This is a genomic window from Streptomyces spiramenti, from assembly GCF_012034385.1.
GTDB lineage: Bacteria > Actinomycetota > Actinomycetes > Streptomycetales > Streptomycetaceae > Streptomyces > Streptomyces spiramenti.
On sequence record NZ_JAAVJB010000085.1, the window covers coordinates 1 to 19,934 of the forward strand.

At 70.7% G+C, this 19,934-nt stretch carries 16 protein-coding genes and 2 pseudogenes; 9 read left to right on the forward strand and 9 right to left on the reverse strand.

Annotated elements, in window-relative coordinates; translation table 11 throughout:
* The 3 genes and pseudogenes from HCJ92_RS24935 to HCJ92_RS12375 all read left to right on the forward strand — a co-directional run.
* A pseudogene (locus tag HCJ92_RS24935) lies at nucleotides 1-295 on the forward strand (hypothetical protein); the annotation flags it as partial.
* Between the two features lie 36 nt (nucleotides 296-331).
* Nucleotides 332-2,131 (forward strand): non-ribosomal peptide synthetase, encoded by a 1,800-nt coding sequence (locus HCJ92_RS12370; protein WP_209311040.1) that lies wholly within the window; start codon nucleotides 332-334, stop codon nucleotides 2,129-2,131.
* Nucleotides 2,132-2,204: 73 nt separating this feature from the next.
* Entirely contained in the window at nucleotides 2,205-5,297 is a 3,093-nt protein-coding gene (locus tag HCJ92_RS12375; protein WP_167933582.1) for a non-ribosomal peptide synthetase, read from the forward strand.
* Nucleotides 5,298-5,737: 440 nt separating this feature from the next.
* On the opposite strand, the gene HCJ92_RS12380 is transcribed toward HCJ92_RS12375, so the two are convergent.
* Nucleotides 5,738-6,934: an ATP-grasp domain-containing protein gene (locus HCJ92_RS12380; RefSeq protein WP_167933583.1), complete on the reverse strand. Its 1,197-nt coding sequence runs from the start codon at nucleotides 6,932-6,934 to the stop codon at nucleotides 5,738-5,740.
* Between the two features lie 359 nt (nucleotides 6,935-7,293).
* On the opposite strand from HCJ92_RS12380, the gene argC reads away from it, so the two are divergent.
* The 5 genes from argC (at nucleotide 7,294) to HCJ92_RS12405 (ending at nucleotide 12,129) form a co-directional block, all read left to right on the forward strand.
* Nucleotides 7,294-8,325 (forward strand): N-acetyl-gamma-glutamyl-phosphate reductase, encoded by a 1,032-nt coding sequence (gene argC, locus HCJ92_RS12385; protein ID WP_167933584.1) that lies wholly within the window; start codon nucleotides 7,294-7,296, stop codon nucleotides 8,323-8,325.
* 78 nt (nucleotides 8,326-8,403) lie between these two features.
* Nucleotides 8,404-9,276, forward strand: a complete 873-nt coding sequence (locus HCJ92_RS12390; protein WP_167933585.1) for a [LysW]-aminoadipate kinase — start codon at nucleotides 8,404-8,406, stop codon at nucleotides 9,274-9,276.
* Nucleotides 9,273-9,842, forward strand: coding sequence for an adenylyl-sulfate kinase (cysC, locus tag HCJ92_RS12395; RefSeq protein ID WP_167933586.1), 570 nt, complete (start codon nucleotides 9,273-9,275; stop codon nucleotides 9,840-9,842). Before HCJ92_RS12390 ends, cysC begins: the two co-directional genes overlap by 4 nt.
* Nucleotides 9,839-10,780 (forward strand): sulfate adenylyltransferase subunit CysD, encoded by a 942-nt coding sequence (cysD, locus tag HCJ92_RS12400; protein ID WP_167933595.1) that lies wholly within the window; start codon nucleotides 9,839-9,841, stop codon nucleotides 10,778-10,780. Before cysC ends, cysD begins: the two co-directional genes overlap by 4 nt.
* A 2-nt stretch (nucleotides 10,781-10,782) precedes the next feature.
* Entirely contained in the window at nucleotides 10,783-12,129 is a 1,347-nt protein-coding gene (locus tag HCJ92_RS12405) for a sulfate adenylyltransferase subunit 1 (protein ID WP_167933587.1), read from the forward strand.
* Between the two features lie 175 nt (nucleotides 12,130-12,304).
* Here HCJ92_RS12405 and HCJ92_RS12410 read toward each other — a convergent pair whose 3' ends face one another.
* The 8 genes from HCJ92_RS12410 to HCJ92_RS12445 form a co-directional block, all read right to left on the reverse strand.
* Nucleotides 12,305-12,658, reverse strand: a complete 354-nt coding sequence (locus HCJ92_RS12410; RefSeq protein ID WP_209311041.1) for a VOC family protein — start codon at nucleotides 12,656-12,658, stop codon at nucleotides 12,305-12,307.
* 707 nt (nucleotides 12,659-13,365) lie between these two features.
* Complete coding sequence (locus tag HCJ92_RS12415; RefSeq protein WP_167933589.1) at nucleotides 13,366-13,557, reverse strand: lysine biosynthesis protein LysW; 192 nt, start codon at nucleotides 13,555-13,557, stop codon at nucleotides 13,366-13,368.
* Nucleotides 13,554-14,525 (reverse strand): transketolase family protein, encoded by a 972-nt coding sequence (locus HCJ92_RS12420; RefSeq protein ID WP_167933590.1) that lies wholly within the window; start codon nucleotides 14,523-14,525, stop codon nucleotides 13,554-13,556. Before HCJ92_RS12420 ends, HCJ92_RS12415 begins: the two co-directional genes overlap by 4 nt.
* Nucleotides 14,522-15,364: a transketolase gene (locus HCJ92_RS12425; protein ID WP_167933591.1), complete on the reverse strand. Its 843-nt coding sequence runs from the start codon at nucleotides 15,362-15,364 to the stop codon at nucleotides 14,522-14,524. Before HCJ92_RS12425 ends, HCJ92_RS12420 begins: the two co-directional genes overlap by 4 nt.
* The gene (locus HCJ92_RS12430) at nucleotides 15,361-16,656 is read right to left on the reverse strand and encodes a DegT/DnrJ/EryC1/StrS family aminotransferase (RefSeq protein ID WP_167933592.1); all 1,296 of its coding nucleotides are present in this window, start codon (nucleotides 16,654-16,656) and stop codon (nucleotides 15,361-15,363) included. The genes HCJ92_RS12425 and HCJ92_RS12430 overlap by 4 nt, the downstream gene beginning before the upstream one ends.
* Nucleotides 16,657-16,698: 42 nt before the next feature.
* Nucleotides 16,699-17,736, reverse strand: a complete 1,038-nt coding sequence (locus tag HCJ92_RS12435) for a BtrH N-terminal domain-containing protein (RefSeq protein WP_167933593.1) — start codon at nucleotides 17,734-17,736, stop codon at nucleotides 16,699-16,701.
* 1 nt (nucleotide 17,737) lies between these two features.
* Nucleotides 17,738-18,397 carry a hypothetical protein gene (locus HCJ92_RS12440; protein ID WP_338054145.1) on the reverse strand — a complete coding sequence of 220 codons (660 nt, stop codon included), beginning with the start codon at nucleotides 18,395-18,397 and terminating at the stop codon, nucleotides 17,738-17,740.
* Nucleotides 18,398-18,558: 161 nt separating this feature from the next.
* On the reverse strand, nucleotides 18,559-19,305 hold the full coding sequence (locus tag HCJ92_RS12445; RefSeq protein WP_338054146.1) for a sulfotransferase-like domain-containing protein: 747 nt from the start codon (nucleotides 19,303-19,305) through the stop codon (nucleotides 18,559-18,561).
* 419 nt (nucleotides 19,306-19,724) lie between these two features.
* Between HCJ92_RS12445 and HCJ92_RS12450 the strand changes: the two are divergent.
* Nucleotides 19,725-19,934 (forward strand): annotated as a pseudogene (locus HCJ92_RS12450) (acetyl-lysine deacetylase); the annotation flags it as partial.

The window sequence follows — 19,934 nt, forward strand, 5'->3', positions numbered from 1 at the left end:
GCGCTACACCGTCACCCGCCCCGCCACCCACCCCAGCAACCCGGAACCAAAAGCATCCGAACTCGCCGCAGCCTGCTGGAACACCCTGCTCGAACTCCTGGGACCGAACGCCGGACACAGCCTCACCGTCCAGTTCTTCGGTGTTCCGACACGGCAGACCCCCCCACCGATACCATCGCGCCACCTGCGGCCCCCTCCCGATTCGACGCTTTCCCGTACCTGCCTGAATGCGAACCCCACATCGCGGGCACTGCGCTCTGCCGCCGGCGAAACCGTTGCACACATGCGCGCTTGACAGCGCGCACGGGATCAGTCATTGCGAATTCCGAGAATGCCGTATGCACAACAGGAGGAAAAAGTGGTAGCCAGGGGATCAGCCGGCACCCTCACGGAGCTCTTCGGGCGATCCGCGGAGGCGCACCCGCACCGCCCGGCCGTTCGTGATGACACGCGGACTCTGACCTACTCTCAGCTGGACGAGGAGTCCGACGCGGTCAGTGCGTTGCTGCGAAGCCATGGGGTGGGGCCCGAGGACCGGGTAGGAATCTACCTGCACAGGTCGGTCGAGCTCTTCGTGGCGATCCTCGGAGTTCTCAAGTCGGGGGCGGCCTATGTCGCCGTGGACAGCCGCTATCCGGACGCCCGTCGCGATCTGATGCTGGACAGCAGCGGGGCGAAGGTCGTGCTCACCGAGACCGGATGGGAGGGCCGGCTGACGTCCGTGTCCGCCCGGATCGTCTGCATCGAGGACCGTGCCGCCGCGGACACCTCTCCGACCGAAGGAGTCGTGGTACCGAGCAGCGCGGCCAGCGTGCTGTTCACTTCCGGTTCCTCCGGCGAGCCCAAGGCCATCGTCCTGGAGCACCGCAACATCGTCTCCTTCGCCGCCAACCCGAGCCTGCCGGTGCTGACACCGTCGGACCGGGTCGGCCAGATATCCAGCATCTCTTTCGACGCTTTCCACTTCGAGATGTGGAGCACTCTCGGACGGGGTGCACAGGCGGTCGTACTCCCGCCCGTGCCGGAACTGCTGGCCGCCGACTTCCAACGGCAGATGAGGCACTACGGCATCACGGCGATGCTCGTGCCGACCATGGTCGTCAACCACGTGGTGCGCGAGGACCGGAACGCCTTCGCCTCACTCCGCATCCTCCAGACCGGCGGCGATGTGCTGCTCCCGGCAGCCTGCCGGGCACTGTTGGGCGGACAGTTCAAGGGTGCCCTCTACAACCTCTACGGCCCGGCCGAGATCACCACCGCCTGCACCGCGCATCAGGTGACGGCCGAGGACGCGGAGTCCGACGCCATCCCGATCGGCCTGCCCCTGGACGGAGTATCCGTGCGGCTGCTCTCCCCGGAGCTGGAACCCACGGTCCCCGGCGAGACCGGCGAGCTGTTCGTCAGCGGCCCCGGTGTGGCTCGCGGCTACCAGGACCGCCCCGACCTGACCGACGAACGCTTCCTCACCCTGCCGGGCGAGGCCGACGGCGCACGCGTGTACCGCACCGGCGACTTGGCGCGGCAGCGCGAGGACGGTGCCCTGATGTTCGTCGGCCGCGTCGACAACCAGGTCAAGATCCGGGGCTACCGGGTCGAACCGGGCGAGGTCGAGCGAGGTTTGCGCCGCTACTCCGAGGTCCAGGAAGCCGTCGTGCTGCCGCAGGGCGAGGGCGACGACCGGCGCCTGGTGGCGTTCGTGGTGCTCGAGAACGACCTGGGAGTCAAGGAGCTGCGCGAGCGGAGCGAGCGGGACCTGCCGGAGTTCATGGTGCCCGGCCACTTCATCACCCAGGACCGGATCCCCGCGACGGCGCACGGCAAGCGCGACCTCGACGCCCTCCGCGAGGTGCTCGCCGGGCACCTGGAGCGTGAGGAGTCGTACGCGGGTCCGCAGACCGACACCGAGCGATTCCTCGCCGGCCTCTGGGAGAACCTGCTCAGCGCCGAACGCATCGGGAGAAACGACGACTTCTTCGACCTCGGCGGTCACTCGCTGCTGGCCTTCCGCATGCACAACCGCGTCAACCGCGAGCTCGGCCTCTCCCTTCCCTTCCCGGTACTGCTCAACAACACCGTGCTGAAGGACCTCGCGGCAGTCATCGACGTGTCGCGAGAAGGAGCGACGGCATGAGCCGGCGGACCCCGAGCCGGCCGCGTTCGCACGTTCTGCTCGGTACCGCCCGGCCCCCGGTGGAGGGCGTCCGATGAGTACCCCCGCCAACGACAGCCCCTACGCGTTCGGTGAGCGCATCGAACAGGTGGTGGCCCACCATGCCCGGGTCAGCCCCCACGCGGTGGCCGTTCAGCAAGGTGGACGGAGCCTCACCTACCGTGAGTTGACTGCGCGGTCCGAGACGGTGGCAGCCGCGCTGAGCCGCCTCGGGGTCGAGCCTGGCCGCCACGTCGCGGTGCGCGTACCGCGCTCACCGGAGCTGGTGACGACACTGCTCGGCGTCCTGCGCGCGGGCGCTTCCTACGTGGCGATCGACCCGCAGTGGCCGCAGGGACGGGTGGACGAGACGCTCCGGGGCACGGACGCGGCGCTGTGCGTCACCGAGGCGCCCGGAGCGCCGACCGCCCCGCCCGGGGTCGAGGTGCGTACCGTCACTTTCGCCTCCCTGCTGGAGCTCGGGCGCACCACCCCGGCCCCCGCGCCTCTGCACGACGGCACAGCGACGGCCAGCGTCTTCTACACGTCCGGCTCCACCGGCAAACCCAAAGGAGTGCTCTCTCCCCACAAGGGGACCATCCGCACCCTGGTCAACTGCCCGGCCATCCCCCTCGGCCCGGACTCGGTGTTCCTCCAGGCAGCCCCACTGCCCTGGGACGGGCTCTCGCTCGAACTGTGGGCACCGCTGCTCAACGGCGGCCGATGCGTTCTGATGGACCGGGCGGCCACGGCGCTGGACGCACCTGGGCTGGAGGCAGCCATCCGGCAGGGCGTGAACAGCCTCTGGCTCACCAGCTCGCTGTTCAACGTGCTCGCGGAGGAGCGGATCGACCTCTTCGGTGCGGTGCGCCTGCTGCTTGTCGGCGGCGAGCGGGTGTCGGTGAGCAACGCCCGCCGCGTGATCACCGAGTTCCCCGCCCTGCACGTCGTCAACGGATACGGACCGGTCGAGAGCACCATCTTCGCCACCGCCCACGTGATCCGCCCGACCGACGTGGCGGCGGGCAGCACGGAGGTTCCGATCGGGGCGCCGGTGCCCCGCACCGTGGTGGCCCTCCTCGGCGCGGACGGGCGGCCCGTGGCCGACGGCGACCTGGGCGAGATGGCGGTCGCCGGCGACGGAGTGGCACTCGGCTACGCGGGCGCCCCCGAGGAGACCGCTCGTCGGTTCTTCACCAGGGACGGTGTGCGCTTCTACCGCACGGGTGACCTCGCGGTGCGCGACACCGAGGGCCTGCTGCGCTACCGCGGGCGGACCGACCACCAGTTCAAGATCCGGGGAGTCCGGATCGAGGCCGGCGAGGTCGAGGCCGTCCTGGAGGACCACCCCGAGGTCGCCGCCTGCTGTGTTGTCCCGCTGGAGACGGCGCCCGGCCGGGTTCAGCTCGCGGCGGCCTACACCACCGTCCACCAGCAGCCCCTGGACGAAGTGGAACTGACGGAGCATGCGGCACGCAGCCTGCTCGGCGCGATGGTGCCGACGCGGCTGGCGCACGCCGTGGAGCTCCCGCGGAACGCCAACGGGAAGGCCGACCGCAAGGCGGTGGAAGCGCTGCTGCGCGGCAGCGCCGGACCGGCCGGGGTTGCCGCGCGGCGGCCGGCCCAGGGCAGCCCGGTCCTGGACGACGTCCACGCGCTGCTCGGTCTGGCGCACCTGGCCGAGGACGACGACCTCGTCATGGCCGGGGCGACTTCGCTCGACGTGATCCGGCTGGCGGCCCGGGTCGGTGCCCGGCTGGACGCCCGCCTGACCGCCTCCGACGTCTACCGGCTGCGTACGCCACGGGCCATCACTGCCCACTGCTCACAGGCAGCTCCCCGCGAGCAGCTCCCCTCCCCCGGCCCCGACCGCACGGCTCCCGCCCCACTCTCGCGCGCCCAACAGCGGTTCTGGCTGGCGGAGATGAGCACGCCGGGGGCCGCGGACAACATGATCGTGCTGGCCTACGCGCTCACCGGACCACTCCGGCGTGACCTGCTCCAGGCGGCCCTCGACGACGTCGTCGAGGCACATCCGGCGCTGCGCACCATCTACCCGTGGGTCGACGAGGCCCCCCAGCAGCAGGTGCTCGCCCCCGCGGACGCGGCCGTCGTGCTGGCGGACATCGCCGGTCCCGCTACCGGGCGGATGAGGGAGGCGGCCGAGGCGGTAACGGCCGACTGGTGGGCACAGCCGTTCTCGTTGGAGGACGAGGTCCCGCTGCGGGCCCGGCTGTGCCGCTTGGCCGAGGACCGCCACCTGCTCTGCTTCCACGTGCACCACATCGCCTTCGACGGCTGGTCGGAGTCGGTGCTGATCGCCGATCTGGCGCGCGCGTACACGGCGCGGTCGGAAGGCCGGCGGCACGAGGCGGCGGCGACGCTGTCGTACGGCGAGTTCAGTGCCTGGGAAGCGACCCGCCTCGCGGACTGGGCCCGCCGCGACCTGCCCTTCTGGAAAGAGGAGCTGGCCGCGGTCCCGGAGCCGTTCCTGCCCGCTCCCGCACGAACGGGCGCCGGTCCGGCGGACCGGCTCGAACGGGTCATGACGGTCGACGCGCAGACCGTGCGGCGGCTCGAGCAGGCCGCCGCCGGCCGTGGTGGCCCTGCCCTGGCGGCGTTGCTCGCCGGCGCCGCCGCTGCCCTGGCCCGCACCTTCGACGCCGCCGAGCTCACGGTGGGCTCGGTGACCGCGGGCCGCTTCGACCCGGCCCTCGAGCCGGTGGTCGGCTACTTCGTCAACCCGTTCGCCCTGGTGGTCTCGCCCGCGCACGACGACAGCGCGGGGGACCTGCTGGACCGGGCGACCGTCCAGGTGGTGTCGCGCCTTCAGCACGCACACACTCCCTTCGACGAGCTGGTCCGCGTTCTCACGAAACGCCGGGGCCGTCACCCCTTCTTCCAGACCTGGGTCGTTCTTCAGGGGCTGCCCCCACACGGCAACCTCGGTGGTCACGTGGCGGTCGAGCCGGTGCGGGTACGGCCGCCCAGCACGGACACCGAGCTGACGCTGGAGGCCGTTCCGGCTCCGGACGGCTCGTGGGACCTCGTCGTGGCGTGGCGTGCGGACGGGGTGACCGCTGCCCAGGCGGAGCAGCTTCTGGCCGAGCTGCACACCGCGCTCGGCGAGACCGCGGACTGCGCCTGACGGAAGGACACACGGGCCGACTCGAACCACTGCCCGGCCGCGCGGACGTCGGACTCCGCGCGGCCGGGGAGCCTCCTGCGTACGACGAACCCGTCGATTCCGGTGACAGCCGGCGCCCATCGCACGGCGCCACGGTCGCGGGCGCGTTCAGAGGGCGGTCCCACCACCGCCGACGCGGCAGGCCGGGCCCCCGCGGCCCCCGGTCGGCCTCAACGCGACGGCCGGATCCGCAGGGGGGGGCGCGCCTTCCCTCCGCCCTGCTCCGAGCCACCGTCGAACGCGCGGGCGGCTCCACTTGCCGTGACCGTGTCCACCCGGCTGGGCACCGGGCGACCTCACCGCCGTGGGGGGCCGGCCGAGCTGTCCGGCGCGGAGAGGAGCCTGTCCGCCGCCTTCGCGAGCGGCGGATCGAGCCCCCCGTCAGGCCGAACGGGGGCCGGCTACGGCCTGACCCGGTACTCGAAGGAGTCGAGGGCCCTCGCCGCATGCTCGCGCAGCTCCTCCACGGAGTCCGCGGTGAGGGTGAGCGAGAGGAAGAAGTTCTCCTTGTTCAGCTGGGTCACCCGGTAACCGTCCGACAAGCGCACGCTCATGATGCCGGGAAGTGCGAGCAGGTCCGCCTCGGTGGTGAACGCCTCCACCGTGCCGATCTCCTCGGCCTCCAGTTCCACGTTGCCGAACATCGGCTGCTCGCGCATCGGCCCCACCTCCTGCGGCGCGTACTCGCCCAGCGCCATAGAGACGACCGCCGCGATGACGTCGATGCCGTAGAGGGCTTGGATGGACGCGGGAATCCCCGTGTGGAAACCGCCGGCCCGGGGGTTGATCTCGACGAGCTCGGTCCGGCCTTCCGGCGAGCTCCGGCCCTCGAAATGCAGCCAGACCTGGTCGAGACCCCGGTCGGCGCACAAGATGTTGATCGCCTCGCACAGGGCGTGCACGCCGTCCCGCACGTGACTCTGCTGCGGCGGGTGGAACGAGAGCCCCGCATCGTGGTGCTTGGCATCGTTGTGGTCGGCCTTCTCGATCGCGAGGAGCGGGTGGAAGCGGCCGTTCAGCACGGGCCCGTCCACCGAGAACTCGGTGCCGGACACGAACTCCTCGGCGATCAGTTCCACGTCGCCCGCCCCGGACTCCTCCAGGTGCTTCAGGTAGGCCAGCAGCTCGTCCCGGTCGTCCACCCGCCTGACCATGTACGAGGCCGCCGACTCCCGCGCGGGCTTGACGATGGCGGGGAAGAAGTCCACCGACCTGGGGTCGCCGGAGAACTTGATGTCGGACAGGCCCAGGGCGCTCATGTGCTCCCGGACCAGGGTCTTGCTCGCCAGCACGGCACGGCCGGCGCCGCCACCGGGAAGGCGGTAGTGCGTGGTGAGCGCGATGCTCCACTCGGTCAGCTTCTCGACCATGCTGACGACGGCGATCGGCTCGGTGCCCCGCTCACCGATCCGGGCCGTGAGGGCCGGCAGCTCCTCCCGGTCCCAGTCGAACACGATGTGGTCGTCGCAGAGGCCGGCATGGGGATCGTCGGGTAGGTCGGAGACCAGAACCGGTCGCAGGCCGCGAGCCCGGAGCTCCGCGACCGCTGCGGGCACGTTACCGATGGCTATCCAGGAGAGGACGAGCACTGATTTCATGTGACGGGCCTCCGAAGGCTTTCGAAGAAGAAATTCTGACGACACTCGCAAAACTATGCTGTCACGCGTGGAGGCCGGGCCTGATAAGCGAGACGACTACGCCGGCCGAATCCGTTGCGCAGAGGTGGTCCCGGGTAGCGACCTCATCTCGGACCACGAGCGCGGCGCCGACCGGGAGTAAACGTCGCGCGTACCCCCGGCCCACGCTCGGTAAGCCGGAGCGCTGTGGTGGATGAGTCTGTCGCGGACGCCTGGAATGCGGGTCGGTTCGTAGGTTGCCTTTCCATGCGGGGTGTATGTGCCGTCCGATTGATCGAGAACTTTCGCTACGGAGGTCCTGTGGTGATCAGAGTGGAGGCATGATGCGTGTCGCGGTTGCCGGCGCGGCCGGCTATATCGGCGGAGAACTGTTGCGGCTGCTGATCGCTCACCCCGAGGTCGAGGTGGTGGGCGCGATCTCCTCGCGTTTCCCCGGCAAGCGGGTCGACGGTGTGCACCCGAATCTGCGGGCCTCCACCGATCTGCTGTTCTGCTCCGTCGACGAGGTAGCCGAGTGCGATGTCGTCTTCCTGGCTCTGCCGCACCGGGCGGCGATGACCCAGATCGAGCACTGGATCCAGCGCGCCAAACTCGTCGTCGACCTGACCGGGGACTTCCGCCTCAACGACACGAAGACCTTCGCACGGTACTACGGCAGTGAGCACCAGGCCCCGCACCTGCTGGACAGCTTCGTGCCAGGCCTGCCCGAACTGCACCGGGAGCGGCTGCGTGGCGCTGACTTGATCAGCGTGCCCGGCTGCATGGCCACCGCCGGCGTCCTCGCCCTCCACCCGCTCGTCGCGCACGATCTGATCGACACGGAGGCCGGCGTCCAACTCGACGCCCGTACCGGCTCGAGCGGCTCCGGTTCCACCGCCGGCCCGGCCAACCTGCACGCTGAACGCAGCGGCGCGATGCGCGTGTTCGCGCCCACCAGCCACCGCCACGAGGCCGAGATATCCCAGCACCTGGGCCTCTCCGCGGCCATGACGGCCACCGGCGTCGAAGCCGTCCGCGGGGTCCAGACGATCGCTCACAGCACTCTGCGCCCCGGCGTCGGCAAACTCGACCTCCGGCGGGCCTTTCGTCAGCAGTACGCCGAGGAACCCTTCGTCCGTGTCGTCGCCCACCAGCGCGGCATCTTCCGCTACCCCGACCCGAAGATCCTTCTGGGGTCCAACTACTGCGACGTCGGTTACGCCCTGGACGAGGAAACCGGGCGCCTGACCAGCATCGGCGCGCTGGACAACCTGGTCAAGGGCGGTGCCGGCAATGCCGTCCAGTGTCTCAACATCCGCATGGGCTGGCCCGAGACCTTCGGCCTCACCTTCCCGGGCCTCCACCCCCTCTAGGCCCTGTCTGGCAGATCCCGCCCGGCGCTGTTCACCAGACACCAGACAGGACCTGGCCCCTCGTACTCGGGAGAGACCGTGACCACCCCACCGCTCACCGTCGTCAAATGCGGCGGCAATCCGGCAGTCGACGCCGCGGGCATCTGCGCCGACATCGCCCGACTCGTCCAGGAGGGGCACTCCATCGTCCTGGTCCACGGAGGATCGGGAGAGATCAGGCGGCTCGCCGGGGAACTGGGCGTCCCGCAGCGGACCCTCGTCGCCCCGGACAACGTCTCGACGCGCTACACCGACCCGGCCACGCTCGACGTGGTCGTCCTCGCACTGACCGGCGCGGTCAAACCCAGACTGGTCGCGGAACTCGCCCGCCACAACGTGCCCGCGGTCGGGCTGACCGGCATGGACGGCGGCATGCTCCGCGCCCGCCGCAAGTCGGTCGTCCGCTCCGTCGTCGACGGCCGCACCGTGCTGGTCCGCGACAACCACAGCGGCCGAATCACCACGGTCCGCACCGAGTTGCCCAAGGCTCTGCTGCGCCTGGGCCACGTCCCGGTCGTCTCGCCGCCCGCGATCGACGAGCACGACAACCCGGTCAACGTCGACGCCGACCGCGCCGCCGCTGCGCTCGCCGTCGCACTCGGCGCCGACCGGCTGCTGCTGCTCACGGGAGCACCGGGCGTACTCGCCGACCCCGACGACGCCACCAGCGTGCAGAGCACCCATCGCATCTCCCCGACCGGCCCGCCCACCCGTTCCGCCACCGGCGGTATGGCGCTCAAGCTCGTCGCGGCACGTGAAGCACTCACCGGCGGAGTCGGCAGCGTACGCATCGCTGACGGACGCGCCTCCGCCCCCGTCAGCCAGGCACTCGCAGGGGCCGGCACCACGGTGCGCATCGCACCTCCCGACGAGACGGCCCCCAGCACGCGCGAAACGGAGATCCTCGCATGACCGAACCGAAGGGCAGACCGACCGAGTGGCAGGGCGGCACGGTCTGGCTGACCGGGCTGCCGAGCGCGGGCAAGACCACCATCGCGGTGGGCCTCGCCGAGCGCCTGCGGGCCGAAGGGCGTCGGGTGCAGGTGCTCGACGGTGACGAGATCCGTGCGGAACTCTCCGGCGACCTGGGCTTCTCGAAGGCGGACCGGGACACCAACGTCCGCCGGATCGGCTACGTGGCCGGGCTGCTCGCCGCACACGGTGTCACCGTGCTGGTGCCGGTCATCGCTCCCTACGCGGTGTCGCGTGAGGCCGTGCGGGACCAGCACGCCGAACAGGGCGTCCCCTACCGTGAGGTGCACGTGGCGACTCCGGTGGGGATCTGCGCGGACCGCGACGTGAAGGGCCTCTACGCCCGGCAGGCCGCAGGCGAGATCAGCGGCCTCACCGGCGCCGACGACCCCTACGAGGTGCCGGTCGCCCCCGACCTCCGTGTCCACACGCATGACCGGACCACCGAGGAGTCGGTCCGGCAGGTGCACGCGGTCCTCACCGAGCGAGCGCCGTCATGGCCATGAAGACACCCGCCGTGCTCACCGGCCCGCAGCAGACTCCGGCGCCGCCCTTGATGACCCACCTCGAAGCGCTGGAGGCCGAGGCGGCCCATATCTTCCGCGAGGTGGCGGGCGAGTTCGACCGGTCGACGCTGCTGTTCTCCGGCGGCAAGGACTCGATCGTCATGCTGCACGTGGCGCTCAAGGCGTTCGGCCCCGCGCCGCTGCCGTTCTCGCTGCTGCACGTGGACACCGGCCACAACTTCCCCGAAGTGATCGACTACCGCGACCGCGTCGTCGAGCGGCACGGCCTCCACCTCGAGGTGGCTTCCGTGCAGTCGTACATCGACGACGGAAGGCTCCGCGAACGCCCCGACGGCACCCGCAACCCGCTCCAGACCGTTCCCCTCCTCGACGCGGTCCGTACCGGCCGCTTCGGCGCGGTGTTCGGGGGCGGGAGGCGGGACGAGGAGAAGGCGCGTGCCAAGGAGCGGGTGTTCAGCCTGCGGGACGAGTTCGGCGGCTGGAACCCGCGCCGGCAGCGGCCCGAGCTGTGGCAGCTGTACAACGGCCACCACCAGCCGGGCGAGCACGTCCGGGTCTTCCCCTTGTCCAACTGGACCGAGCTGGACGTCTGGCAGTACATCGAGCGGGAGGGCATCGCTCTGCCGGAGATCTACTTCGCGCATCGGCGTCGGGTCTTCCCGCGCGACGGCATGTGGTTGGCGCCCGGCGCGTGGGGCGGCCCCCGGGACGGTGAGCCCCTGGGCGAGCGCCAGGTCCGCTACCGGACCGTCGGCGACATGTCCTGTACCGGTGCGATCGACTCCTCGGCGTCGACGGTGGGCGCCGTGATCGCGGAGATCGTGGCGAGCCGAGTCACCGAGCGCGGCGCGAGCAGGGCCGACGACCGGCTTTCCGAGGCCGCCATGGAGGACCGCAAACGAGAAGGGTACTTCTAGCCATGACAACGGGCGTCACCGACAGAATCGTTGCGAGCGATGTGGCCGACCGGCCGGGCGGCCTGCTGCGGCTGGCCACCTGCGGCTCGGTCGACGACGGCAAGTCCACGCTGGTCGGACGGCTGCTGTACGACACCAAATCCGTTCTCGCCGACCAGGCGTCGGCCATCGAGGAGGCCTCGCGCAGGCGGGGCCAGGACACGCCCGACCTGGCGCTGCTCACCGACGGCCTGCGGGCCGAGCGCGAGCAGGGCATCACCATCGACGTGGCCTACCGCTACTTCGCCACCCCCCGTCGCCGGTTCATCCTCGCCGACGCGCCCGGACACGTGCAGTACACCCGCAACATGGTGACCGGCGCCTCCACCGCCGACCTCGCCCTGGTCCTGGTCGATGCCCGCAACGGCGTCACCGAGCAGACCCGGCGCCACGCGGCGGTCGCCGCCCTGCTCCGCGTCCCGCACGTGGTGCTCGCCGTCAACAAGATGGATGCGGTGGCCTACCGGGAGCCGGACTTCGCGTCCGTCGTCGGGGAGTTCACGGCGTACGCGAACGAGCTGGGCGTGCCCGAGATCACCGCGATCCCGATCTCGGCGCTGGCCGGCGACAACGTGGTGGAACCGTCCGCCCACATGGGCTGGTACGGCGGCCCGACCGTGCTGGAGCATCTGGAGACGGTCCCGGTCAGCCAGGAGGTGACCTCCTGTCACGCCCGCCTTCCCGTCCAGTACGTGATTCGCCCGCAGACCGCCGAGCACCCGGACTACCGCGGCTACGCCGGCCAGATCGCGGCCGGCGCCCTTCGGGTCGGCGAGCCGGTGACCGTGCTGCCGTCGGGACGGACCTCCACGGTATCCGGGATCGACCTGCTCGGCCGGTCCGTGGACACGGCCTGGACGCCGCAGTCGGTCACACTCCTCCTGGAGGACGACATCGACGTCTCGCGCGGCGATCTGATCGTGCCGACCGGTGACGCGCCCGCCACCACACAGGACGTCGAGGCGACCGTCTGCCACGTCGCCGACCGCCCCCTGACGCCCGGCCAGCGGGTGCTGCTCAAGCACACCACCCGCACCGTCAAGGCGATCGTCCGGGAGATCCCGTCACGGCTCAGTCTGGACGACCTCTCCCCACACCCGGATCCCGGGCAGCTGGTCGCCAACGACATCGGTCGGATCACGGTCCGCACAGCCGAACCGCTCGCGCTCGACCGCTACGCCGACTCGCGCCGCACCGGTTCCTTCCTCCTGATCGACCCGGCGGACGGCACCACGCTCACGGCCTGCATGGTGGGCGCCTCCTTCGCCGAGGCCGCCGTCGCGGTGGACGAGGAGGGATGGGACTTCTGAGGGCTGTCGAGGGGCGGATGCCACGGCCCGCACGGGCGAGGAGGCGGACCGGGTGCGTCGCCCGGATCGGGCAGGTCTCGGTGACACGCCGGATGCGACGGACACGGTCCACGCCCCCGTGCTGCGTGGGGGCGAACCGTCCACCATCTTCACTCGAACGAGTGAAGGAGTCCGATCAGCTCCTCGGCTCGGACAGGACGCAGAACTCGTTGCCCTCCGGGTCGAAGAGGGTCACCCAGTGCTGTCCTTCCTGCACGGGCTCGGCGCGCCGGGCACCGAGGGAGACCAACCGGGCGATCTCGGCCTCGTGGTCGTCGGGGCGGAAGTCGGGGTGGAGCCGGTTCTTCGCCGCCTTGCCATCGGGGACGGGGACGAAGAGCAACCCCGGCAGCCGGTCCGGCTCGGGCCGGATCTCGATGATCTCCTCGGTTTTGTCGACCACGACCCAGCCGAGAGCCGCGGCCCACCACTGCCCGAGGGAGATGGGGTCGACGGAGTCGACGACGATCTGTTCCCATTCGAGTGCCATGGCGCCGAGCATAGCCAGTCGGCCGACTGCCGGAGCACATGGTGGCCGCTGTACTCCGTCGGTCCGGTGTGCCCGTCGTGTACCGCGACGGCCGTGCGCGCGTCCGAGCTCGGCACCACCGCGCCGCCCTGCGACCCCACCCGGGCCCTTTCTGTGCCACCGTGCCCGAGTACCTCGGAACGGCACGGTGGATGCCAGGCGCGCGGGAACGGCCGGGGACGAGGCCCGCCATGCGACGCCCGCTCCCGCCCTTCCAGAACGGACAGGTCGAGCGAGGACGCCGTGACCCCGGCCGGAATCCGGAGCACCCAGAGGTGCGCCTCGTTCGTGGCGCACGCTTCGATGCCGCGCCGAACGCTGCCGTTTTGCGCCCGCGCCCGTGATGGGCGTGCCCCCGGCCGCGTGCTGGGGACCCCACGGCGGGCCCGCGACGCCGGCCACGACCACCTGCCGCGTCGTCAGTAACGCCCGAGTACAAGCCGGTACGAGGACACCCCTCCGCCGTGCAGCTGACCGCATCCGACGCCGCGAGCCGAACCGACGCGGGGGTAGCGAACACGCTCTGGAGGGCGTGCCGGCTCCCGGGAAGCGGACCCGGCCCTCGGGACAGGCTCCTCGTGCCTGCCGCTGGAGGACCGGATCCCCGTCGTCGGGGGCCGGGTGGAAGCCGTGTGCGGAACCCGGTTCCGACGTCGGTCCCGAACCGACTACTCGCCCCAGTCCTCTTCGACCTCCGGCGCGAGAGCAAGCACCGTGGGGTTCAGCGCCACGATCTCCAGTTCGCTGCGGCAGCCCACGCAGTCCAGGATCTCGTTGAGCCGTACCGAATCGCTGATCCGCACCTGCTCCTCGCACTCCGGGCAGGCCTGCCCGGTGGTCGCGGTCCCGGTCATGGTCATGAGACGTATTCCTTCCGATCGGTCCTCCCGGAGCGCGCCGTCGTGTCGAGGGCCGTACGGACCGCCCTCACGACCCGCTCCGCGGTGAGGTCGTAATGTGCGACGAGGTGTTCCTGGTTGCCCACCTCGTCGACGAACTTGTCGGGCATGCCGAGCCTCAGCACCCGTGTCGGCGCCTCCTCCGCGAGTGTCTCGGCCACCGCGCCACCGAGGCCGCCGCTGCGCCAGTGCTCCTCCAGCGTCACCACGAGCGAGGCGGGCCGTGCCGCGGCCAGCAGCCCCTCCGTGTCGAGCGGGCGCAGGGTGTGCATGTTCAACACGGTGGCCCCGATGCCGTGTCCGGCGAGGATCTCCGCCGCCGCCAGGCAGGCCAGCACCGGGTAGGGACCGCAGGCGGCGAGCACGACGTCGCCGCCCTGCCGCAGGCTCTGCGCCCGCCCGATGACGGGGGGCGGGGCGGTGGCCGGCAGTGCCGGGGTCGGTTTCCGCCCGAGCCGGACGTAGAGCGGACCGGCCAGGTTCAGGCTCTGCCCGACGAACGCCTCGGTGGCGGCGGCATCGGCAGGCACCACCACGGTCATTCCAGGCAGTACCCGCATCACCGCGAGGTCCTCCAGGGCCTGGTGCGTCGGTCCGAGGTGGCCCGCGGCGAGACCGCCGTGCGTGGCCATGATGCGGACGGGCAGTCCGTTGTAGGCGATGTCGATCTTGATCGCCTCCAGAGCCCGAGACGCGGCGAATGCGGCCATCGTGTTGACGAACGGGACCCGCCCGCTCGCGGCCATCCCGGCGGCGACGCCCATCAGGTTGTGCTCGGCGATGCCGAGGTTGAGGTACTGGTTGCCGGCCGCCGCGGCGTGGTCGGCTTTGAACAGACCGGTGTCGGAATCCAGACACATCAGTTCGGGGTGCCGGTGCAGCAGAGGAAGTAGACGGTCCCGGTACGCCTCTCGGGTCGCGCGGCTCATCCGGTGGTCTCCCTGGTGTGCAGTGCGCGGACCGCTCGGGCGTGAGCGCGCGGGGACAGGTTCACGTAGTGACTCGCGCTGCTGCCCGCGAGGAACGGCAGACCCTGGCCCTTGACCGTACGAGCGATCAGTACGCTCGGTCGGCCCGGTTCCCACGGCGCAGCGTCGAGATGGTCCGCGAGTCCGTCCGGGTCGTGGCCGTCCACGTCGCGGACCGCCCAGCCGAAACTCCGCCATCGTTCGGCCATCGGTTCCATCGGCGCGATGCCCTCGGTTTCGCCGGTCAGTTGGAGACCGTTGCGGTCCACCACCGCGACCAACCGGTCGAGGCGCAGCGAAGCGGCTGCGATGGCCGCCTCCCACACCGAGCCCTCCTGGAGTTCGCCGTCGCCGAGGAGGACGAAGGTGCGCGCATCACGGGCGGCGTACCGATCGGCCAGCGCGAACCCGCATCCCAGTGCGAGCCCGTGACCGAGCGAACCGGTCGGCATCTCCACACCGGGCACCGCGCGGACCGGATGGCCCATCAGTCTGCTGCCTGGGCGGCCGTATCCGGTGAGTTCACCGACGGAGAAGAAGCCCTTCTCGGCCAGCGCCGCGTAGAGGCCGACGGCGGCGTGGCCCTTGCTGAGCAGGAAGCGGTCGCGCGCCGGGTCGTCCGGCCGCTGCGGGTCCACGTTCAGCACCGAGAAGTACAACGCGGCGAGGATGTCGGCGCTGGAGAACGCGCCGCCGAGGTGACCGCCCTCGGGCCCGGCGCACATGTCGACGACATGCGACCGGATGCGTGCGGCGACCGCGTCCAGGGTGTCCCCTTCCTGTTCCTGGAGGACGGTCATGAGGCCGCCTTCGCGAGCGTGGCCACCATGTCCCTGTTGGCCCACACCTTCTCGAAGGCGTCGGCGTACAGACCGAGCAGTTCACCGGCGCCCGGGTGCAGATGCCGCTTCTGCACCGTCAGTGAGTCGGCGATGACCGCCCGGGTCACCGGGTGGTCATCATCTCCGGTGGTGCCGGGCGCTCCGGTCACGGACCACGGGTAGCCGGAGCCGAAGCCGACTCGGTCGGAGAAGACCTTCTGGTCGGGCAGCGGCATCAGCTGGTACTGCGACAACGGCACCCCTTCGGCGCGCAGCAGCCGCCGCAGCGCCGTGCGCAGCGCCTCGGGCCTCACACCGTCGAGGCCGAACGCGGCGGGGTCGAAGCGGAAACGCAGGATGTGCCAGGCATGGGTGGTGTGCGGCAGCGCGGTCGGCACCGTCAGGCCCGGGAGCTCGGCCAGGCGTGCGAGGAAGCCTGTGACGTTCGCCTGCCGGGCACGCTCGTAGGCGTCGAACCGGTCGAGCTGCGCGAGGGTGAACGCGGCCTGGAGTGCGTTCATCTTGTAGTTCCACCCCAAGCCGTACGAGATGTAGTCGCGGTCCCGGCCGGCCTGGATCTCCTCGCCGAACTGCCGCCCGCGGCGGGCCCTGGCGGCCAGTCCGGCGTCCTGGGTGACCAGTAGCCCCCCTTCGCCGCAGGTCGGGATGTTCTTGCTGACCTGGAGGCTGAAGGCACCCGCGTCCCCGATCGCGCCCACCGGGCGTCCGCGGTGGGTGGCGCCGGGCGCCTGGGCTGCGTCCTCGACGATCGCGAGGCCGTGTGTCCGGGCGATTCCGGTCAGCCGGTCCATGTCGGCGGGAGCGCCGTGCAGATGCACGGGGATGATCGCCTTGGTCCGCGGTGTGATGCGGCGCTCGACGTCATCCGGGTCGATGTTGAAGGTGACCGGGTCTATGTCGGCGAAGACCGGCACCGCCATCTGGTGCACGGGGGCGAGCCCGGTGGCGATGAAGCTGAACGCCGGCACGATCACCTCGTCCCCCGGACCGACGCCCAGCGCGGCGAGCGCGAGGGCCAGTGCCGCCGTGCCGTTGGACACCGCGACGCAGTCCTCGTGGCCGAAGCGGCGGGCCCAGTGCTCCTCCAGTCGGGACACCGCGTTCACACCGTCGGTGTCGGACACCAGGCGCGGGCCGTCGAGCGCGTCGAGGACTGCCTTGCGGTCCTCGTCCTCGATCAGCGGCCACTGCACGTGGCGCCGGTCCCTCGGTACGGTCGCCGTACCGCCGAACGCTGCCAGCTTGCTCATCACTCTCCATCCGCTCGGTCGAGGAGGTCGGTCCAGGTACGTTCACAGCCGCGCCGCTGCCGCACCGACAGCGTCCACCGCGCGCGCGTAGGCGGCGCGCAGCAGCGTGGCGTGGTGTGCGATGTCGGGCGCGGCCGCACGCGGGTCGCCGTGGCCGTGCGCGCCGGTGAACCGCAGCCCGGTCCACGCGTGGGCGACGGTCTCGACCGCGCGTCCCGCCCCGGCGAGCACCGCGTCGTCCCAGTCGCGGCCGCAGCGGCGCAGCAGTTCGCCGTGGAGCGAGGCCTGCGCCTGCATGGCCCAGCCGAACGGGTACAGCTCGCGGAGCGCGCCGGCGTCACCTGCCCGGCACCGCTCCCTGAGTTCCCCGGCGAACGCGTCGTAGCCGGCGATCCCGGTACGGGACGAAGTCTCCGTGGTGAAGCCCTCGACGTCGGTACGCAGACAGTCGCCCAGCGACTCCGGTGTCAGGGGCGCCGGGGGCGTGCCGAGGCTGACGTCGAGGCAGCGCAGGCCGATCTCCGAGTCGCTGAAGAAGGCATCCTGCGCGTCGGTCGGATTGGCCGAGCCCCAGCTCCGCCGGAACTCCTCGATGGGCACGGCGCCGCGGAAGGCGGGCGGCATCGCGTCCGAGACGTGGACCACGCCACGTGTCTCGTCCAGGCCGTAGACCAGCACGAGGTGCGCGGCATGCACATCCCCGTACGCGGGCCTGAAGGGCAGGTGGAAGTTGTCCACGGCGGCGATGACGATCCGGTCGTCGGCCAGTCGCTCGCGCACCTCGCGCCACACGTCGCCCTCGTCGGCGGGCTGCCACCAGCGGGCGGACAGGTCGTGGTGCGGGGCCAGAGCGCGGCCCAACTGTCCCGCGCTGCATGGGTAGTAGAACTCCTCCGACCGGACGTCGCCCGGCATGTGCAGGAACTGCCACCCCGCGCCGAGCACGGCCAGCGGGTCGGCTCCCTCGCGGGCCAGCACCGAACCGCACGTGGCCTGCAGGCAGCTGATGAGGTCGCGATACCAGAGCTCGGGTTCCGGGCCCGTGATCGTATAGGTGCGCGCCGTCGCCTCGACGGTCATGTCAGGTCTCCGTTCGCTGCAAGGTGAGGGCGAAGACGTGCACCGCGACGTTGCGTGGCAGCAGGATGCCGGTGAGGCCCGTGCGCCGGGTGACAGGAACCCGCTGGGCCCACATGACCGCGGGGATACCGCGCTGCACGTGGTGCGGATAGTGCATGACGAGGCTCTCGAAAGCCTTGGTCTCGCCGAACCACGCGGGTGCCGCCCAGAAGTCCGAGACCCGGAGCGCTTCCGCGTCGACCGAGCCGTCGGCGAAGCTCAGCTCGACGGTGTCCTCGGTGCGACGCTCGGACGCGGCCAGCACGTGGATCCAGTCGTAACGGCCCTCCGGGACGCGGATGAACTGCCCGGAGCAGCGGATGTTGTCCGGTCCTTCGCAGACAGGGGGGAACCGAAACGGGACGTCGTCCACGTGGACGAGACTTCCGCCCGCGGGCAGGTATTCGGCGGCGAAGGAGTTCCTCCACACATTGAATTCTCCCGCCGTCGTCTCCGTCGCCGCGGAGACGGCAGTGTTGTTGCGATGGCCGGAGATGTCGATCGCGTCGTACAGTCCACGTCCGACGGGGAGTGCCGAGGCTTTGCCGGCGCCGCCCGCGTCACGGAAGACCTTCTCTGGATTCCATGCACCTCTGATGGAGGGAAGCACATTCTCCGTCACGTTACCCGCCTCACTAAGAACCATCCCAAGTCTCACCATTGCGGAGGTACCGATGCTGGGCCGTCGGTCGTTCTTTCCGCCGACGTCTCCATGACCTCGTGGGCCTGAAACGCCGCTCTTCGCGCGTGGCGGCAGTGGTCGTTCCGGCACGAGCGGGACGCTCACGGTCGCAGCGCGGCGGCGCTCAGCTTCTCGTAGTACGGCATGTGATGGTCGCGGAATGCACGCAGCCTCGGGTCCGCCTCGACGATGTCGACCGTGGCGCCCGAGCCGCGCTCGAAGCCGGCGGACCGGCTGGTCGACCGGTGCCACCGACTGGTCGACTGCCACTCCGAGCGCATGCTCGGCCGCCAGGTCAGCGCCTCCGGGACGAAGGGGATGCCGACTGCCTCGCAGTACATCCGCACGGTCTCGGCCGGGCGGTCCAGCAGATCGTCGGAGTCGATCACGACCGGCGTCGTTCCGGTGGCGGACTGCACCGCGGCAAAGATCTCGTACAGCCACGCGAAGCCGATCTCGTCGCGACCGAGCTCGGGGTTCAGCTTGTGGTGCGAGGCGATGGCCTCGGCCGGATCTCGGACGATGAACGTGTGGGTCGCGGAGGCGAGGAAATCCTCGTCGGCCAGGAGCGCCGGGTAGTGGAAGTCCGTCGTGTCCTTGAAGAACACCGGCTCGGACGCGGCGAGCGAGCGCAGCGCCGCGAGCACGCCCTGTTCGTCGTGCGCAACCCGGTCACCGACCTCCACCTCGCCGAAGTCGACCACCCGGGACAGCGGCTCGTGCACGACGGCGTGGTCGCCACGCTCGGCCATCATTCGCGCGAACGCGGTGGACCGACAGCGCGGCGCGCTCCACAAAGCAAGTACCGGGATTCTCTCCTTCGTACGTCCCACGATTTCCTCCTCCACTCCTGCGTACCGTGACTGTTCCGGTGGATTCCGGAATGCGGACCAGCGTGACACGGCGTGGACGGACGCCGGGTAATCGGAGCTCGTAGCCGTACGGGGGTGGGTCAGCGGGGTGTGTCCTGGCGATTGATTTTGTTGCGGACGCTCGGGGGTCGGCGTGCTCGTAACTTCTTTTCCATGCGGTAGTTCGTTTCTGCCGTCCGGGGTCGGTCCTAGTACGGAGGTCACGTGTCAGCGACACCAGAAGGCCCGCGCGGCTGCGACATCGCTGCGCTTGCGGGCAGGTTCGGCGCGGACGGGCGGAGGGTGTTCGAAACCTGCGGCCGGCACGAGGAAAGGGCCCGTTCCGCGGATCGGGTCGTGGGTCATCTGCTGGATCGGGTGCGGAGATGAAGGAGGCTGTCACTCCGGCCGGGAGTGTGACCGACACATACGCGGCGGGACTGCTGCGCACGATGCTGGAGATCCCCTCCCCGTCGTACCAGGAGCACGCACTGGGCCACCACCTGGTCCGAACCATGACAGACCTCGGCTTCCAGGCACACACCGACACCACAGGCAACACGGTCGGCGTCATCGGACGCGGCAACGGCCCGACACTCATGCTCCTCGGCCACCTGGACACCGTC